The sequence below is a fragment of the Vibrio sp. OPT18 genome, assembly GCF_015163615.1.
Lineage (GTDB): Bacteria > Pseudomonadota > Gammaproteobacteria > Enterobacterales > Vibrionaceae > Vibrio > Vibrio coralliirubri.
In genome coordinates this window covers 304,853-321,812 of record NZ_JADDYK010000073.1, presented here as the reverse complement: position 1 = coordinate 321,812, position 16,960 = coordinate 304,853, and the positions used below count along the sequence as shown (strand labels likewise).

Below are 16,960 nucleotides of genomic sequence, written 5' to 3'. Positions count from 1 at the left end.
CTCTAGGTGGAGTGAGTCCCATGCACTTTGAACTAATCAACTAAACCCCTGTGTCTACTTTTTAGGGGCCATATCAATCTCGAATCTCGAATCTCGAACCCGCTTTAGTATCCCATCAACTGCAGCAAGTTCTCCGCAGTGCTGATTGCTTCTTTACGGTTAGCAATGTTGAGCTTTTGGTAAAGATTGCGGATGTGAGTCTTGATCGTGGTACCCGCTACATCGAGTTCTTGAGCGATCTGCTCATTACTGAATCCTGAATAGATCAGACCAAGCACTTGCCATTCACGCTGGGTGAGTGGGCTAGTACGCACCAGCTCAGGAATATTCGGGTGATTAACCAAGTTCTCAACAAAGTCTTCATCGAAATGCACCGAGCGACTGCGCTGGGTAGTGGAGATATCCTTCATGATTTGTTGTGCGCGGTGACGTTCTAAATCACCCAGACCAGGCTTGTTGCTCAACTTATCTAGGATATGCCCGATAGTTCCACCGTCTACTAAGAAGTTACCGACCATACCGGTTTGGTTAGTCATATGAAGCGCTTCTTCAAGCAGTACTCGTGCACTGTCTTCATCGTTAATTTGTGTACGTAACACGGCTTCGACGATCAAGTTTCGGTTGGTGTCTGTAATCAGGTGCGAACGCTGAGCTTCACTCTTAAGGAAAGTCAGCGCTTCTTCCGCGTCTTCATATTGCTCAAGGATGATGTGTGCACGAACGATGTTTCGCCACTGAAGTTGGCAGAAGTGGTTGCTTGCCGATTCAGGTCGAACCGCCACACTCAGCCAATCACGTATCGCCTCTTTATCGCCTTTTACTTGCCAGAACAGAATCAAAGAAAGAGAAGCATTTGCAGTCCAATCTACGTGGTAAGTCGATTGACGTAATAAGTGCTGAATCTGGTCGATAAATTTCGACGCTTTATCAATCTCACCACGGCTCAATGAAATACGAGCCAACATAGAGTAGCTGTGTAGGTGTTTACTCGGAGAGTGGTGGCCAAGGATATCTAATCCTTTGTAGCAGCACTCTTCCGCTTCATCTAGTCGGTTCCAACACCAGAAGATCTGAGCGCGAACACGCAGCAAGAACTCATGCAGAGGCACGTATTGAAGCTGGTGCTCTTCAATCAATTTGAATGCACTGTCTTGTAGCTCAAATGCAGCTTGAACATAACCTTGAGCAATCAAGATTTCGCTTTGTTGCAGAATTGCCCACAGAGCCTGATGGTAAACCTGATACTGACGTGCCAGTTTTTCTGTCTGTTGCATCATTGGTAGCGCACGGCTTAGGTTACCCATTACGTGATTCACTTCGCCCACAACCGAGGTGGCGACAATGCGGCTGCGATAAACTGTGGTGTTCAGTTGGCTCAACGAAAGCTCAGCCAATTCCAATGCTTTCTCAGGCTCATTGCTGTTAATGGCAACTTGGGCGCGTAAGGCGTTGTATTGGCCTTGCTGCTGAGTATCGAGTTCAATGTTTCGAGCTTGATATTGAGTCTCAGCCTCTTCCAACAAAGTACCCACTTGGTCATAACGGTGCTGACTTTGTGCCAACCACGCGCGTAGCATCGAAAGCTTTGGCTCGCTGTACAGTTGATCGGTAGTCAGTTGCTTGATCGCCATCTCTAGTGACGACAGCTCACCTTGGTTGAACATAGGCCAACCGTGCTCAGTCAGGATTTGAATGATCAGTTCTGGATCTTCAGCGCGCTGTGCGTGACGTAGTGCTTGGTGCGGTGTGTTTTGCTTGATCCACGCTTTTGCAGCACTTCGATGCAGTTCTGCTTCTTGCTGAGGAATTCGAGCTTGGCGCTCATGTGCGAGGAATTCACCAAACAAGTTATGGAAGCGATACCAGTTCTTTTCACCTTCAAGCGGGTAGATGAATAAACCAAAACGGTTGAGTGATTCGATCATTCCTAACGCATCTTCACGCTGTGTAAGTGCACACACAAGTTCATCGTTGAAGTGATCAAGCACAGAACATTGCATCAAGAACTGTCGGGTTTCTTTGTCTAGCAGGTCGAATACTTCTTCAACCAAGTAGTCCCAAAGATGGGCGTGGTTAAAGTGAGAGAATGACTCTGCGGACTGTGCAAGAGTGCGTTTTTGGTGTTGTGCTTGCAGCGCGATAAGTTGCAGCGCAGAAGGCCAACCTTCTACATAACTACAAATACTGTCTGCCGTGGTGTCATCAATGCCGTCGGCTACGCGTTGGTTGAAAAAGCGTGTGGTTTCTTCGGTATCAAACGCCAACGAGTCATTACCTAATTCGATCATTAAGTCACGAACGCGCAGGTTTGCTGTACCAAGTGGTGGCGTACCACGACTGGTGACAACCAGCGTTAGGTTATCGGGCATGTGTTTGAGGAAGAAGCGCATGGCTTCGTGGATGTCGTCATTGTTGACCAAGTGATAGTCATCCAACACCAGAAAACACTCGTGATGGAATTCCGACATCTCGGCAAATACTTCACTTAATAAAGAATGTAGCGATGAGAACTGTCGTTTTTCTGCCAGCTTTTGGGCATTCGGACAGGCATTTTGAGTCGCTTTATTAAGTGATTGAAGTAGGTAGTTGATAAAGCGGAAGGCATCGTTGTCGCTATCATCAATGCTGTACCAACCCACATTAGGTTTATCTACCAACCATTGTGCAGCCATGGTGGTTTTGCCGTAGCCCGCTGGAGAGCGGAACAACACAAGCTTATAGCAATCTGCATTGTGAAGCAGATCGAGAACCCTAGGTCGTAGGATTGCATTATGTAAGCGGCCGGGACGAGTCAGTTTCGAAGGGATCCACATATCGAAGTTTTACACCTATTCCGTGGCTATGTTCTGGAATATCCCAATCTATCGTTGAGTGCACTCCAATGACATTAGCCTAATTACTTAAGTCTTTACTCATATTACGTGAAGCAAAACGTTACCGACTACGATCCTCCTCAGAAACCTTGCGCTCCTGCATGTTTTTGGGTGTCTACGCCCTCTATTTGAGACTTTGCTCACGTTGCGGGTCGGTTTGTGAATGTGACTTCGTTCATCCCTACACGGGAATCTATGCAAAAGATGAGAGTTGGAAATTATTTTCGTGATCTGAATATCAGATCTGACAATGACTTTAATCTGGTTAAATAAAAGTCACATCAATTGAAGTTAAGTTATCGAACGGGAGCTTGTGATCTTAGTCACTCCAAGTTTTTGTTCGCAGTCAGAACATGAGAGTCAGATCACTAACCCTAAGTCGGTACGCCCCCTACGCCCTCCCATCTACTCCTAGTCAGTTGCATTAGCGGGAGGATGTTTAGTTTATGGTGACCATGCACGATATGTCACAGATGAATTAGAACTATTAAAAGCGAGATTTCTGAAATGAAACCAACTCAGCAAAAAACTTTCGATAAAGTGTCATTCCAAGAGAGTGTTAAGAAACATTTATCTGCAACCTACGCAACAACCGTTGAAACAGCAGACAGCCGTTCATGGTATCTAGCGATGGGTCGTGCTCTTGCAGAGCTAACGACTTTTGACCTGCTAGAAACTGAAAATGATGAAAAAATTAAGAACGCTAAGAGCGTTAACTACCTATCACTAGAGTTTTTGATTGGTCGTCTAACAGGTAACAACCTGATCAGCATGGGTCTATACGAACAGATCACTCATGCAATGGAAGAGCTAGGTCAAAACCTAACTGACCTTCTAGAAGAAGAACGCGACCCATCACTAGGTAATGGTGGTCTTGGTCGTCTAGCTGCTTGTTTCATGGATTCTTGTGCCGCTCAAGAATACCCAACAGTAGGCTACGGTCTTCACTACGAGTACGGTCTATTCAAACAATCTTTCCAAGACGGTCGTCAACAAGAAGCACCTGACGCATGGCGTGGTGTTGAAGGTTACCCATGGGAAGTGGCTCGTCCAGAACTAGCACAACACATTGGTTTTTACGGTCATGTAGACGTTGAATTCGTTGACGGTAAAGAAGTTCGTACTTGGGTTCCAGGTATGGAAGTAAAAGCGATGCCTTGGGATCTACCTATCGTAGGTTACGAGTCAAACACGGTTTACCCGCTGCGTCTTTGGGAATGTCAGGCAATCGCACCATTCTCACTAGCAAGCTTTAACAACGGTGATTACTTCGAAGCGCAACACTCGCTAATCGATGCAGGTAACATCACTAAAGTTCTTTACCCGAACGACAACCACGAGAAAGGTAAGACTCTGCGCCTAATGCAGCAGTACTTCCACTCAGCAGCGTCTGTTCGCGATATTCTACGTCGTCACGAAGCAGCAGGTTTCTCTCTAGAAGATCTGCCTAAGCAAGAAACAATTCAGCTTAACGATACGCACCCAACGATTGCGATTCCTGAGCTAATGCGCATCTTGATTGACGAGAAAGGTCTATCTTGGGACCAAGCATGGGAAATCAGTGCTCATACGTTCGCATACACGAACCACACACTACTTCCTGAAGCACTAGAGACTTGGTCTGAATCACTGATCAACCGTCTTCTTCCACGTCACATGGAAATCATTTTTGAAATCAACCACCGCTTCATGCAGGAAGTTCGCAAGATGTGGCCTGGTGACGGTGAGAAGCAAGCGAAGCTTTCTATCATCCAAGAAGGTTTCCACCGCATGGTTCGCATGGCAAACCTATGTGTGATTGGTTCTTACAAAGTGAACGGTGTAGCTGCACTTCATTCACAACTGGTTAAGAAAGACTTGTTCCCTGAGTTCAACGAAATCTTCCCAGGCAAACTGACTAACGTAACGAACGGCATCACACCACGTCGTTGGTTGAAGTTCTGTAACCCAGGTCTATCTACGCTAATCACAGGTAAGATCGGCACTGAGTGGCCAGCAAAACTTGAGCAGCTAGAAGGCATCGCTAAGTTTGCAACAGACGCGAAATTCCAAAAAGAATTCATGGCTGTTAAGAAAGAAAACAAACAGCGCCTAGCTGATTGGGTTCAAGAGAACATGGGTATCGAGCTAGATACTAACGCTATCTTTGACGTTCAAATCAAGCGTCTTCACGAATACAAGCGTCAGCACTTAGATTTGCTACACATTCTATCTCTGTACCACCGTATTCTTAACGAACCTGGTTTCGAGTGTGAGCCACGCGTATGTTTCTTCGCAGCGAAAGCAGCACCGGGTTACCACCTAGCGAAAGAGATCATCTTCGCGGTTAACAAGATTGCAGAGAAGATCAACAACGACCCTCGCATTGGTAACAAGCTTAAAGTGGTATTCATTCCTGATTACCGTGTAAGCATGGCTGAAATCATCATCCCTGCAGCAGATGTTTCTCAGCAAATCTCACTAGCGGGTAAAGAAGCATCAGGTACGGGCAACATGAAGATGGCTCTAAACGGCGCGCTAACTATCGGTACGATGGATGGTGCAAACGTTGAGATTCGTGAAGAAGTGGGTGATGAAAACATCTACATCTTCGGCCTAGACGTTGATGGTGTTCAAGCACTGAAAGCTCAGGGCTACAACCCATACGACTACTACAATGCAGACCCACTACTGAAAGCATCTCTAGACCTACTGACTGGCGATGAGTTCACTCCAGGTCAACCAGGTCTTCTACGTGCAACGTTTGATAGCCTGCTAGACGGTGGTGACCCTTATCTATGTCTTGCTGACTTCGCGTCTTATGTGAAAGCGCACGAAGACATGGGCACGCAATACAAAGACCAAGCAGGTTGGGCTAAGAAAGCAATTCTTAACACAGCATTGGTTGGTAAGTTCACATCAGACCGCTCTATCCGCGACTACGTGAACAACATCTGGAAACTTGAAGCGGTTAACCGTTAATACTTCCAAAGTAGCCGAGGCAGTTTCTGCCTTGGCTCAATTAGCTTGTGAGCAAACGAAAGGCTTAAAGGTTTGTCGTTTATAAACAAGCTGCTTAGAAAACGATTGTCACAAGCTAATTGATTAGTAAAAAATTAAATTAACAACCCTACAAAATAGAAAGCGTCAGAACGTTTTCGGAGAGAGCGATGAAAGAACAAACCGTATTAAAACAAGTCGCAGAAATGGCAAACATTGCCGACAGTTACGTTAGTGCGTGGGGCGATGAAGCACAAGTATCAGACGAGACCATCACGTCTCTATTGGCTTCGTTGGGCTACGATACAAGCAGCGATGATGCACTGCTTAAGTCAGCAGAAAAAAAACACAAAAAAGATGTACTAGACCCAGTTCTTGTCTTGCGTGACGGTGAGCCAGTAGAAGTGGCGCTTAATCTAGGTGTAAGTGCTCGTGAAAGTGAGTTCAGCTGGCGCTTAGAAACCGAGCAAGGAGAGGTACTTGAAGGCTATCTTCAATCTCAAGTCGTTCGTGACGAGCGTGCCGAGGGTGGCCCTTTAGTGTTTGCATTGCCAAGTGATTTGGCATGGGGTTATCACAAGCTCATTGTGAGCCGTAAGCGCCGTAAGAAGCCTTACGAGATGACACTGATTATTACGCCAAAAGCGTGTTTCAAGCAGTCACCAATCGAGCAAGGCAAAAAGCTTTGGGGACCAAGTGTTCAACTTTACACACTAAGAACTCAGCACAACTGGGGTATTGGTGATTTCGGTGACCTAAAACAGCTTGTTGCGGATATCGCTTCTCGTGGTGGTGACTTCGTTGGTCTAAACCCAATTCACTCATTGTTCCCTGCGAACCCTGAAGGTGCGAGCCCATATAGCCCATCTTCTCGTCGCTGGTTGAACATCTTATACATTGATGTGAGTTCAGTTCCTGAATTTGCACTAAGTGCAGAAGCACAACAAACAGTCGGCAGCGCAGAGTTCCAACAGCGTCTACAAAAAACGCGTGAAGCACACTGGGTAAACTACACCGAAGTGTCTGAGCTTAAGATGAGCATCTTGCCTCTGTTATTCGCAGAATTTAAGACTCGTCATCTAGACAAAAACAGCGACCGTGCACAAGCGTTCTTAGCCTTTGTAGAAGAGGGCGGCGATAGCCTGATGCATCAAGCTGCGTTTGATGCTCTGCACGGTGAACTGCATGCAGAAGATTCTGGCATGTGGGGTTGGCCGGTATTCCCAGAGAAGTACCGTACATTCGACAGCCCAGCGACACAGAAGTACATCAAAGAGAACCTAGAAAACGTTCATCTGTACATGTACTTACAATGGCTAGCGGATTGCCAGATCAACGATGCACAGTCTCTTGCTGAAGAGAAGGGCATGGCTGTTGGCCTTTACCGTGACTTAGCGGTAGGTGTTGCAGATTCAGGCAGCGAGACTTGGGCTGACGAAGGCAACCTAGTGATGGATGCGAGCATCGGTGCTCCACCTGATATTCTTGGTCCTTTGGGTCAGAACTGGGGTCTACCTCCGTTAAACCCAGAAGTGCTTCAAGAAACAAGCTACGACGCTTACATCAAGCTACTTCGTGCAAACATGAAGCACTGTGGTGCACTGCGTATTGACCATGTTTTAGGTCTACTGCGTTTGTGGTGGATTCCAAAGGGTGAGAACGCAACTAAGGGCGCGTACATCTACTACCCAGTACAAGATATGCTGTCGATTCTGGCGCTTGAATCTCACCGTTACCAATGTAGCGTTATCGGTGAAGATTTAGGGACGGTACCGGATGAGATTGTCGACATCCTTGCAGATGCTGGCGTGCACTCTTACAAAGTGTTCTTCTTCGAAACATCAGAAGATGACGGTGGTTTCATCTCACCAAAACACTACGCATCACAATCGATGGCGGCACTGTGTACTCACGATATGCCAACGCTTCGCGGCTTCTGGCACTGTGATGACCTGAAAATGGGTCAAGAGATTGGCTTATACCCAGATGCCGAACAACTAGAAACTTTGTTCGATGACCGTCTAGAGTGCAAGCAAGGTATTTTAGATTCAGTAGCATGGCATGGCTTCCTACCAGAAGGTGTGGGCCGCGATGCGAGCCAAGTACCGATGGACTCTTACCTTGCTGAGGCACTTCAACTGCACGTGGCTGCTGGTGGTTCAACACTACTGAGCGTTCAGCTAGAAGATTGGCTAGAGATGGATAAGCCAGTAAACATTCCAGGCACGGTTGATGAATACCCTAACTGGCGTCGTAAACTATCAATGAACTTGGACGAAATATTTGCTCACGAAGGCGTTAATCGTATCGCTTCTAAGCTGACTGACGTTCGAGAAAAAGCAGGTAAGTAATGACGTTGAGTGACTTGAAATTAGGTGGTTTTTTGCTTACGCCGTACGAAACTACAACCTCGGTCACTCAATAATGAATGCTCATCTGGTAGAATAAACCGTCGTTATATTGCCCGCACTAATAGCGGGCATTTTTGTATTATGTTTTTTGGATGTTTGGTTAGGGAGAAACGTTTTGGAACTAAGTTCGATTTCAAAGCAAAAACAAATATATACCCAACTATCACAGGCTTGTTTCACAGACCCATTCGCGTTTTTAGGGCCATACCTACCTTCTGAGCAAGGTGCATTACGTGTGTGGATTCCTGGGGCAGATAAGGTCGAGTTGATTGTTGGAAAGGAACCTCGTATTGAGTTAGCGCGAGAGGGTGAAAGTGGTTTCATTCTTAAGCAAGAGAGAGACTTACGTTTCACTCACTATAAGCTTGCGGTTGATTGGGCTGGCGTAGAACAGATCATCGATGATCCGTACCAGTACCACGATCTATATGCGAGTTATGAAGATCTGCATACACCGAAAGATATGTATCATCACATGGGGGCTCAGTTTATTACGCTAGAGCGTGATGGACAGACGATTTCAGGTACGCGTTTCTTGGTGTACGCACCGCATGCAACTGCGGCAAGCTTGGTGGGTAACTTCAACGCTTGGGATGGTCGCCGCCACCCAATGCAACGCCTAGATTACGGTATGTGGGGCCTATTCATTCCTGAACTGGAAGAAGGCGCTCAATACAAGTTTGAATTAAAAGGACCAAATGGCGAAGGCTTACCACACAAAGCTGACCCATGGGGTTTCTACTCTGAGCAATACCCATCGTTCTCATCTGTAACTTACGATCATGCTCGTTACCAGTGGCAAGATACTCAATGGCAGAATCGCCCTGTAACACAAAAGCGTAAAGAAGCGCTTTCGTTCTACGAACTTCACGCAGGTTCTTGGAAGCGAAACGCTGAAGGTGAGTTCTTAAATTATCGCGAGCTGGCAGCTGAGCTGATCCCATACCTAACGGATCTTGGCTACACGCACGTTGAGCTAATGCCAGTTTCAGAGCACCCATTCTATGGTTCTTGGGGTTACCAACCTGTTGGTCTATTTGCACCGACTAGCCGTTTTGGCTCTCCAGATGATTTCAAATACTTTGTCGACCAATGTCACCAAGCGGGTCTTGGCGTTGTTCTGGACTGGGTTCCTGCTCACTTCCCAAGTGATGATCACGGCCTAGCAAACTTCGATGGAACACCATTGTTCCATGATCCGGACCCACGTCGCGGTTGGCATCAAGATTGGAACTCGTACATTTACGATTTAGGTAGAGAGCATGTTCGTCGCTTCTTAGTTTCTAATGCACTCTACTGGTTCGAGCAATTCCACATTGATGGCATTCGTGTTGATGCCGTCGCTTCGATGCTGTACCTCGATTACTCGCGCAGCCATGATCAATGGATTCCGAACGTAGACGGCGGTAACGAAAACTATGACGCTATCGCAACTCTTAAGTGGATGAATGAAGAAGTGTACAAGCACTTCCCGAATGCGATGACGATTGCCGAAGAGTCGACTGCTTTCCCAGGAGTTTCCGCACCCACTTTCATGGGCGGCTTGGGCTTTGGCTTTAAGTGGAACATGGGTTGGATGCACGATAGCTTGTCTTACATCCAAGAAGATCCAATCAACCGTAAATATCACCACGATACGATTACCTTCCCACTGGTTTACGCACACAGTGAGAACTACGTATTGTCTCTGTCTCACGATGAGGTGGTTTACGGTAAGGGCTCTATCCACAACAAGATGCCGGGTGATGAATGGCAGCAAACGGCAAACCTACGCGCTTACATGGGTTACATGTATGCACAACCGGGTAAGAAGTTGAACTTCATGGGGGCTGAATTTGGCCAAACGGCTGAATGGAACCATGACGACCAACTGCAATGGTTCTTGTTAGATTATGAGCGTCATCAAGGTGTTCAGCGCTTAACAAAAGACCTGAATAACCTGTACCGTTCTGAAGCTGCAATGCACGATCTTGATTTTGACCCGAAAGGTTTTGAATGGCGTCTTCAAGATTCCGCGGAAGCGAGTATCCTAGCGCACGAGCGTATCAGCGAATCTGGTGAGCGTGTGTTGGTCGTATCGAACTTTACGCCAGTACCTCACGAGCATTTCCGTTTAGGCGTTCCAGTACAAGGTAAGTACTCATTGCTGTTGAATACAGACTCTGTGGACTATGCAGGCAGCGGTTTTGAAGTAAAGCAGACTGCTGAGATTGAATCGGTAGAAAGCGAAGGGCTAGAGACTTCGATTGAGCTACGCTTACCGCCGTTATCGACTGTTTTTTACAAGCTAAATTAGGTCTATAAGTTGAGCAGGTCATCGCTGCTCACTTTTCTTAAAATCTAAAAAGGGAACCCTAGGGTTCCCTTTTTCTATTGCAGTAAGTTGGTTAACGTTACTTGAAATTGGTGAGATAGAACATTGAGCGTCCGACTACCATTTCAAGGATTCGAACTGAGTCGTTGCCAAAACTGTCCAACATCTTTTCACGAAATTGGCCGTTCGAGCTGAGATTAAATTGTTCAGGATTCTTTATTTGCGAAGCATGGAAAAACATCAATTTAATCACGTATCGAAACTGCTCATTATCTAGAGCGGTTTGCCAAGATTGGATAAAGAGCGCTTCTGATGAAAAGTCTAGACTGTCTATAACGATCGATAGCATTTGTTCATGAAGTACTGAACGAATAGCGCGGGTCGACGGATAATAGCCCTGAAGCGTCGTTAAACTAATGCCAACTTCTTGAGCAATCCTTGCATAAGTTAGTGCTTCATGTCCTTCAGCCAGAAAAAGGTTTAGTACGATGTTATCGTAGTTTTTTTGATTTTCTAATTTCTGTACTTGAGTTATTCGAGCCATTACAAATCTCTATTGAGTGTAACATTCTGTAAACACAGTATATTAAGAGCTTCTGAATTAAATCTCAAACTCCAAGGGTAAATAACTAGTCAATTTATCGTTAAATATAGTCAGTATTGTGTCATTGGTTCAATTATCAATCAGATCTTGGCATAAACAAAAACACCGCCCTATTGAGCGGTGTGTTATTTAAAGTCTTTGTTTGTATTTGCTAATTCAGATAATTAGAACGGATACCAAAATAACTGCGGCTCTAAAATGCGTTTTGCAATGGCCAACACCACGATAAAAGCGATGACACTCAAACAAACAAAATCGATACGTTTCAAAGGTGCATAGCTATACCAAGTGCGTGCTTTGTGTCGACCAAAACCTCGTAATGTCATTGCGTTCGAGATCTCGTCTGCGCGGTCCAAGCTAGAGAAAATAAGCGGGCCTAGAACCTTAGCCACATTTTTGATTCGAGTAATTAGGGGAGCCTTCTTTGAAAGCTCTACACCACGAGCCTGTTGGGCGTGCATGATATTGATGAAGTCTTTCTTAACCTCAGGCAAGTAACGTAGTGTTAAGCTCACTGCGTAGGCGATCTTGTAGGGAATACCGATACGGTTGAGGCTAGCTGCAAACTCAGTCGGATGCGTTGTGAAGACAAAAATCAACGCTATCGGGAACATGCTCATGTATTTGAGCGTCACAGTGACTAAGTAAAACAGAGTCTCTTGGCTCAACGAGTAGTTACCCGGCAATGTCAGCAGTAAGGTTTCGCTGCCGATGAGCTCAGTACCTTGCTGTGGAGCAAGCAGGTACATGAACAGAGCATTTAGGCTTAATACACTCGCCGTTCCTAATAACAAAGGCTTATACACACGTACAGGCACATTGGTAAGCTTTAGCAGGTATAAACCAGTCACAATAAGCAGCGTAATCAATCTCAGGTCGAACGTAGTCAATACTACGGTCACCCAAGCTAAGAAGAGCGCAAATTTGGTGATGCCGTTAAGTGCATGAAGCGGTGATTTTGTATCAATGTAATTGATGCCAAATTTTACTTTTGATGCGTTCATTGAGCGCTTCTCTCGTAGTCGATGAAGTACTGCATGAACGCATTGGTATCGTCGATTTTCATCATAGTCGCGAGTTCATAAATGCTGGTGGTACAAAGATTTGCACGTTCTAGAAGTGATGGTTGGCTAAATACTTCCGTCATCGCTGCATTGGCAATCAACTTGCTGTCTGCGATTACGATTGAACGTGTGGTGTACTCGAGAACGAGGTGCATGTCGTGTGAGATGATCACAACGGTAATACCCAAATCACGATTAAGCTTTTGGATGAAGGCCAGCATGGATGTGTAGTTACGGTAGTCTTGACCTGCTGTCGGTTCATCCAAGATAAGAAGCTCAGGCTCCAGCACTAAAATAGAAGCGATGGTTACACGTTTTTTCTGGCCGTAGCTCAGTGCTTCGATCGGCCAGTGGCGGAACTTGCTCAGCCCACATAGCTCAAGAACATGCTCTACTTTTTCTGTGATCAGCTCTTCTGCGATATTGCGGTTACGAAGACCAAAAGCAATCTCGTCAAAAATCATATGATGCGAGATCATATGATTTGGGTTCTGCATCACGACACCGACTTTCTGGCTTCTTTCAAAGATAGAAAGTTCAGATAGGTCTTCACCATTTAGATAGGAAGAGCCTGAATCGGCATCGATCACACCCATGATGAGTTTAGTGATGGTTGATTTACCCGAACCGTTTTTGCCCAGAATCGAAACAAACTCACCTTTGCCAATCTTGAAGCTGACATCTTCGAGTGCGTTCTTCTCGCCGTCGTAAGAATAAGTTAGACCATGAACTTCGAGTAAAGGTGGGTACTGCTTCTCTGCTATCGGGGCAGGGCGCTCAGCAAACCATGCTTGAACAGCAGGGCGGAACCTTTTGTAGTTTAAAGCCTTGAGGTTTGACAGCTTGTCTTCGCTGCTTAGTGGGGCTTTCGCCGCCTTAAGCGCCGACAAGTAAAGCGGTTCACGAATACCGTGTGTATCAAGTAATTCAGAAGCCAAGATTTCATCGGGTGTCGTATCAGCAACGATTTCACCACGTTCCATTAAGATCACGCGGTCGATATCGCGATGTAGGACATCCTCGAGGCGGTGCTCGATAATCACGATGGTCTTATTGGTTTCTTTATGTAGCTGATCAATGATCTCAATCGTTGCCTTACCCGTTTTCGGGTCAAGGCTTGCTAGAGGCTCATCAAACAGCAAGATATCAACGTCATCAACTAAGATGCCCGCTAACGATACTCGCTGTTTTTGACCACCAGAAAGGTCATGAGGTGAACGCTCAAGCATGTCCGCTAGGTCGACCATTTTTGCCGTCGACTTAACTAACGGGTACATGTCAATGTTCGACATCAACTGGTTTTCGAGTGCGAACGCGATATCTTCACCGATACTCAACCCCACAAACTGGCTGTCAGTATCTTGCAATACCGTGCCGACTTGCTCGGTATAATCGTGCATCGAAAACTCAGAGATATTCTTGCCGTTTATCTCTAAAGAGCCTGTTACCTCACCTTTAATTGCATGAGGTATCAGACCATTGAGACACTGACCTAGGGTAGATTTACCACTACCACTTGGTCCAATAATGACGATTTTCTCTCCTTTCTCTATCCTTAGATTGATATTTTTTAGCGTCGGTTTATCCAGCGACTCATATCTAAAAGAGAAGTTCGAAAATGCTATAGTCATTATCGCTTATGCCTCAGTCAGGTTGCGGCTTTGTTTGTTGCGTTTAGCGACTGATTTTAGGATCAGGAAGCCCACAACAGCGATCAGAACGGTGTTACCCGCCGCGATGATAGACAGTTGAGTGAAGACTTTAGTAAACGGTTCTGCGTATAGGATGGTGTCGAGGAACGCAGAGCAGCCATAGCCTACAACGTTACCTGCAAGGGCCAGTATCACGAACAATACAAAATCTTTCATTGGCAGTTCACCTTGTTGAAGGCGGTTCTTAGTCATCATAGGGAATAAGCCGATAACCATACCTACGATACCTGAGCCTAGTACCCAAGTTAACCACACGCCCCAGCCTGCGAATAGATCCGTTACCCAGTGACCGATAAAGCCAACTAAGAAGCCAACAATTGGGCCGAACAAAACAGAAAACAGTGCTAGGACTGCCATCGCTGGTTTCAATGTCGTGTTCGCAAACACTGGGACACCAAACATAGGTAAACCACCAATGCCGTACAGTGCCGCGCCAATGGCAATAACGACCACTGTTTTAGCTGAAAAGTTCATAGATAACCTCGAATACTGAAAGATAAAGCTTAATAAAGAACGAATATTCGCCATTATTAATATGCGTCTCAATGAGAACGTTTTTTGGGCAAATATAAAAAATAAGGCGCGCATTATACAGTAGAACCCTTCCATAAGGGAAGGTAAGTGTCTAGATGTCTAAAATTCCATCTGAACACCTAAATATCGTGTAAAAAGCGCAATTTTACGGTTAATCAAGCAACAAAAAAGCCAGAGCGGGTCTGGCTTTTTCATTCGTCTTAACAATGTGTTAAGCGGGTTCGTCACATATCTACGACCGTTTAGTGGTCTAGATATAGATAGTTTTGCCAACTCTTCATGCGAATAAGGACCTTACGCATGATAGACACGTGAGTGAAGCTGTCAGAATAAACGGCAACTTCAACCGCGGTACCCATAGGTAAATGGTAGTCAGACAGATCATCTGTGATGCTCAATTTAACAAACACACGACCACTGGTACGCAACGCATCAGTACCTAGAAGCGCGCCTCTAGCTTGGAATTGGCTCTCACCAATAGCTGGAATCACTTCATCAATACGTCCTTTGAATATCTTCCCTGGCAATGCTCTAAACAGGAACTCAGCTTCGTAACCCGGTTGTAGCCGTTGTAAGGAGTTCTGTCTGAACGCTGCGGTATAGAATTGTTCTTCTGTGTGAACAAAGGTCATCACAGGAGCTAAGGGAAGCGGCACTGCCATAACGCCTGGGCGCAATGCTAGTTGCGTAACGTATCCGTCAGTGGGAGCTCGAACCACGGTTTGTTCTAAATCAAACTGAGCTTTACGCAATTCGGCCAATAAGCTTAAAACGGCTGTATTCTCGCCACCAATTTCAGACTCTAGGGCAATTTGTGCTTGTTCTAAATTAGCATCGGCCACTTTTACGGCAGCTTCTGATGCCTTGTAAGCTTGTCTGCGTGTATCTAATTGCTGCTCGGTAAAGGCTCCGCTGTCATAACCGCGCTTGTAACGAGAGAATTCACGTTGGGCTTTATCTCTCTCTGCGATGGCTTTGATTTTTGCAGCCTCAGCTTCAGCCACTTCAGATTCCATTCCAAGCGCACCTTGGCTTGCTTCCTTTACTTTAGCTTCTAATCTTGCAACTTCAGCTTCGAATGGAACTGGGTCGATTTTGAAAAGAATATCCCCTTCCTTCAGAGGTTTGTTTGCCTCTACTGGCACTTCGATAACTTTACCCCTAACGCCTGAAACTACTGGTGTTGTTGAGTAAACTTGATTACCAATTTGCGTGAAAGGGTGGTTGTAGTTCATCAGTAGGATCAAAGTACCTATGATGACGACACCACCAAGAACGGCGGTAGGTACTGTCCATTTATTGAGCGGGATATTAAATACTTTGAAGATGGTGATACAAAGTGCCGCATAGGTCATTATCAGCAGTAAATCCATTACTTAGCCTCCTGATCTTGAACGTTGTTTGTCTCTTTCTCTGGACTGCTTTGCTCAGTACCGGCTTGCTTGAGCTGTGCGATTTCTTCCTGAAGGGTACTCACTTGATCGATGAGAATATCGACGCGATGATGAATATCGTGTTGTTCTTCTTCTAATTTAGCGAAGCCCCAACCACGATCTTTACGCCACAGCGTTGCCCAGATCCAAAGGAAGGGCCAAATAGCGTGTAAGGTGAATAGGCTAACCCAGCCTGAGACGTGAATAGCATCTTGATGAGGGTGGTTACGTTCTTTCGCAATTTCATAGGGAATATCGTGAATAACGATGATGCCGTAAAAGATGACTAATGCTACGAAAATCAGTAGACCGAGTGCAAAGTAGTCTAAAAACATAACAGATCCTTGTAATGTTAGATATTAGTTATAAATATACTACGCTATCATCCAAGTAATTGTTATAAAAATGATTTACCGAGTTGAAAATAATGTGTTGTCGCTTCTAATGCGAATAAAAGCATTGATGAATCTTATAAAATCTCATCGCGTTTGAAGAGGTTATTTCGGCTTTCTGGTTGGTATTTAAGCTGAAATGATGACAGTTAAGATTCTAACTGACGGGCATAACCACAAGGGACAAATACGGATGTATATAGGTGAATTGGCGGCCATTGGCGCTGCAATTGTGTGGGCATGTGCGACATGGATCTATGGGCAATTTGGACATCGCTTCTCTGCGATGCAATTGAACATTGTTAAGGGTGTAGTGGCGTCAGGGATGATGTTGCTGGTCATGCCTCTTATCCCGATGCCGGAGTTTGAACTGAGTACCAACCATTTTCTGATATTGGCAATTTCAGGGGTGATTGGCATTGCGATTGGAGATAGCGCCTATTTTGCAGCGTTGAAAAGAATCGGTGCCAATAAGACGTTGTTACTGGAATCTTTAGCCCCGCCTCTTTCTGGTGTGTTGGCATTAATGTTCCTTGGCGCTGTATTGACAGTGCAAAGCTGGCTCGGTGTCGTGATTACAACACTGGCGGTGACCTTCGTTGTCTGCCAACCATCAAAATCGGCGAGCGGTGAATCGAATGACC

Annotated in this window: 11 protein-coding genes; 4 read left to right on the top strand and 7 right to left on the bottom strand. The window is 45.6% G+C overall.

The genetic code is table 11. The features are described 5' to 3' along the window. Positions 1-104 precede the first annotated feature (104 nt). A complete protein-coding gene (malT, locus tag IQQ51_RS19505) occupies positions 105-2,813 on the bottom strand; it encodes an HTH-type transcriptional regulator MalT (RefSeq protein WP_017067440.1) in 2,709 nt (902 codons plus the stop codon). 567 nt (positions 2,814-3,380) lie between these two features. Between malT and IQQ51_RS19500 the strand changes: the two genes are divergently transcribed. From IQQ51_RS19500 to glgB, 3 genes are all read left to right on the top strand, one after another. Beyond that, positions 3,381-5,834: a glycogen/starch/alpha-glucan phosphorylase gene (locus IQQ51_RS19500; protein WP_048614594.1), complete on the top strand. Its 2,454-nt coding sequence runs from the start codon at positions 3,381-3,383 to the stop codon at positions 5,832-5,834. Between the two features lie 188 nt (positions 5,835-6,022). Beyond that, a complete protein-coding gene (malQ, locus tag IQQ51_RS19495) occupies positions 6,023-8,203 on the top strand; it encodes a 4-alpha-glucanotransferase (protein WP_193841872.1) in 2,181 nt (726 codons plus the stop codon). Between the two features lie 175 nt (positions 8,204-8,378). Further along, positions 8,379-10,559, top strand: coding sequence for a 1,4-alpha-glucan branching protein GlgB (gene glgB / locus IQQ51_RS19490; protein ID WP_061037955.1), 2,181 nt, complete (start codon positions 8,379-8,381; stop codon positions 10,557-10,559). A gap of 97 nt (positions 10,560-10,656) precedes the next feature. Here the strand turns inward: glgB and IQQ51_RS19485 are convergent, their stop codons facing one another. The 6 genes from IQQ51_RS19485 to IQQ51_RS19460 all read right to left on the bottom strand — a co-directional run bounded on the left by IQQ51_RS19485 (position 10,657) and on the right by IQQ51_RS19460 (position 16,259). Beyond that, a complete protein-coding gene (locus tag IQQ51_RS19485; protein WP_193841871.1) occupies positions 10,657-11,121 on the bottom strand; it encodes a TetR/AcrR family transcriptional regulator in 465 nt (154 codons plus the stop codon). A gap of 224 nt (positions 11,122-11,345) precedes the next feature. Next, on the bottom strand, positions 11,346-12,185 hold the full coding sequence (locus IQQ51_RS19480) for an energy-coupling factor transporter transmembrane component T family protein (protein WP_193841870.1): 840 nt from the start codon (positions 12,183-12,185) through the stop codon (positions 11,346-11,348). Then, positions 12,182-13,876 carry an ABC transporter ATP-binding protein gene (locus IQQ51_RS19475; RefSeq protein WP_081229354.1) on the bottom strand — a complete coding sequence of 565 codons (1,695 nt, stop codon included), beginning with the start codon at positions 13,874-13,876 and terminating at the stop codon, positions 12,182-12,184. Before IQQ51_RS19475 ends, IQQ51_RS19480 begins: the two co-directional genes overlap by 4 nt. Positions 13,877-13,882: 6 nt before the next feature. Next, positions 13,883-14,431, bottom strand: a complete 549-nt coding sequence (locus IQQ51_RS19470; protein ID WP_004732085.1) for an ECF-type riboflavin transporter substrate-binding protein — start codon at positions 14,429-14,431, stop codon at positions 13,883-13,885. 302 nt (positions 14,432-14,733) lie between these two features. After that, positions 14,734-15,864, bottom strand: a complete 1,131-nt coding sequence (locus IQQ51_RS19465; protein ID WP_048609817.1) for an HlyD family secretion protein — start codon at positions 15,862-15,864, stop codon at positions 14,734-14,736. Beyond that, on the bottom strand, positions 15,864-16,259 hold the full coding sequence (locus IQQ51_RS19460) for a DUF3302 domain-containing protein (RefSeq protein WP_050643368.1): 396 nt from the start codon (positions 16,257-16,259) through the stop codon (positions 15,864-15,866). Before IQQ51_RS19460 ends, IQQ51_RS19465 begins: the two co-directional genes overlap by 1 nt. A 250-nt stretch (positions 16,260-16,509) precedes the next feature. Here IQQ51_RS19460 and IQQ51_RS27410 point away from each other — a divergent pair. Then, positions 16,510-16,960 (top strand): DMT family transporter (locus IQQ51_RS27410; protein ID WP_228013028.1); only part of this gene is annotated, 451 nt, incomplete at its 3' end.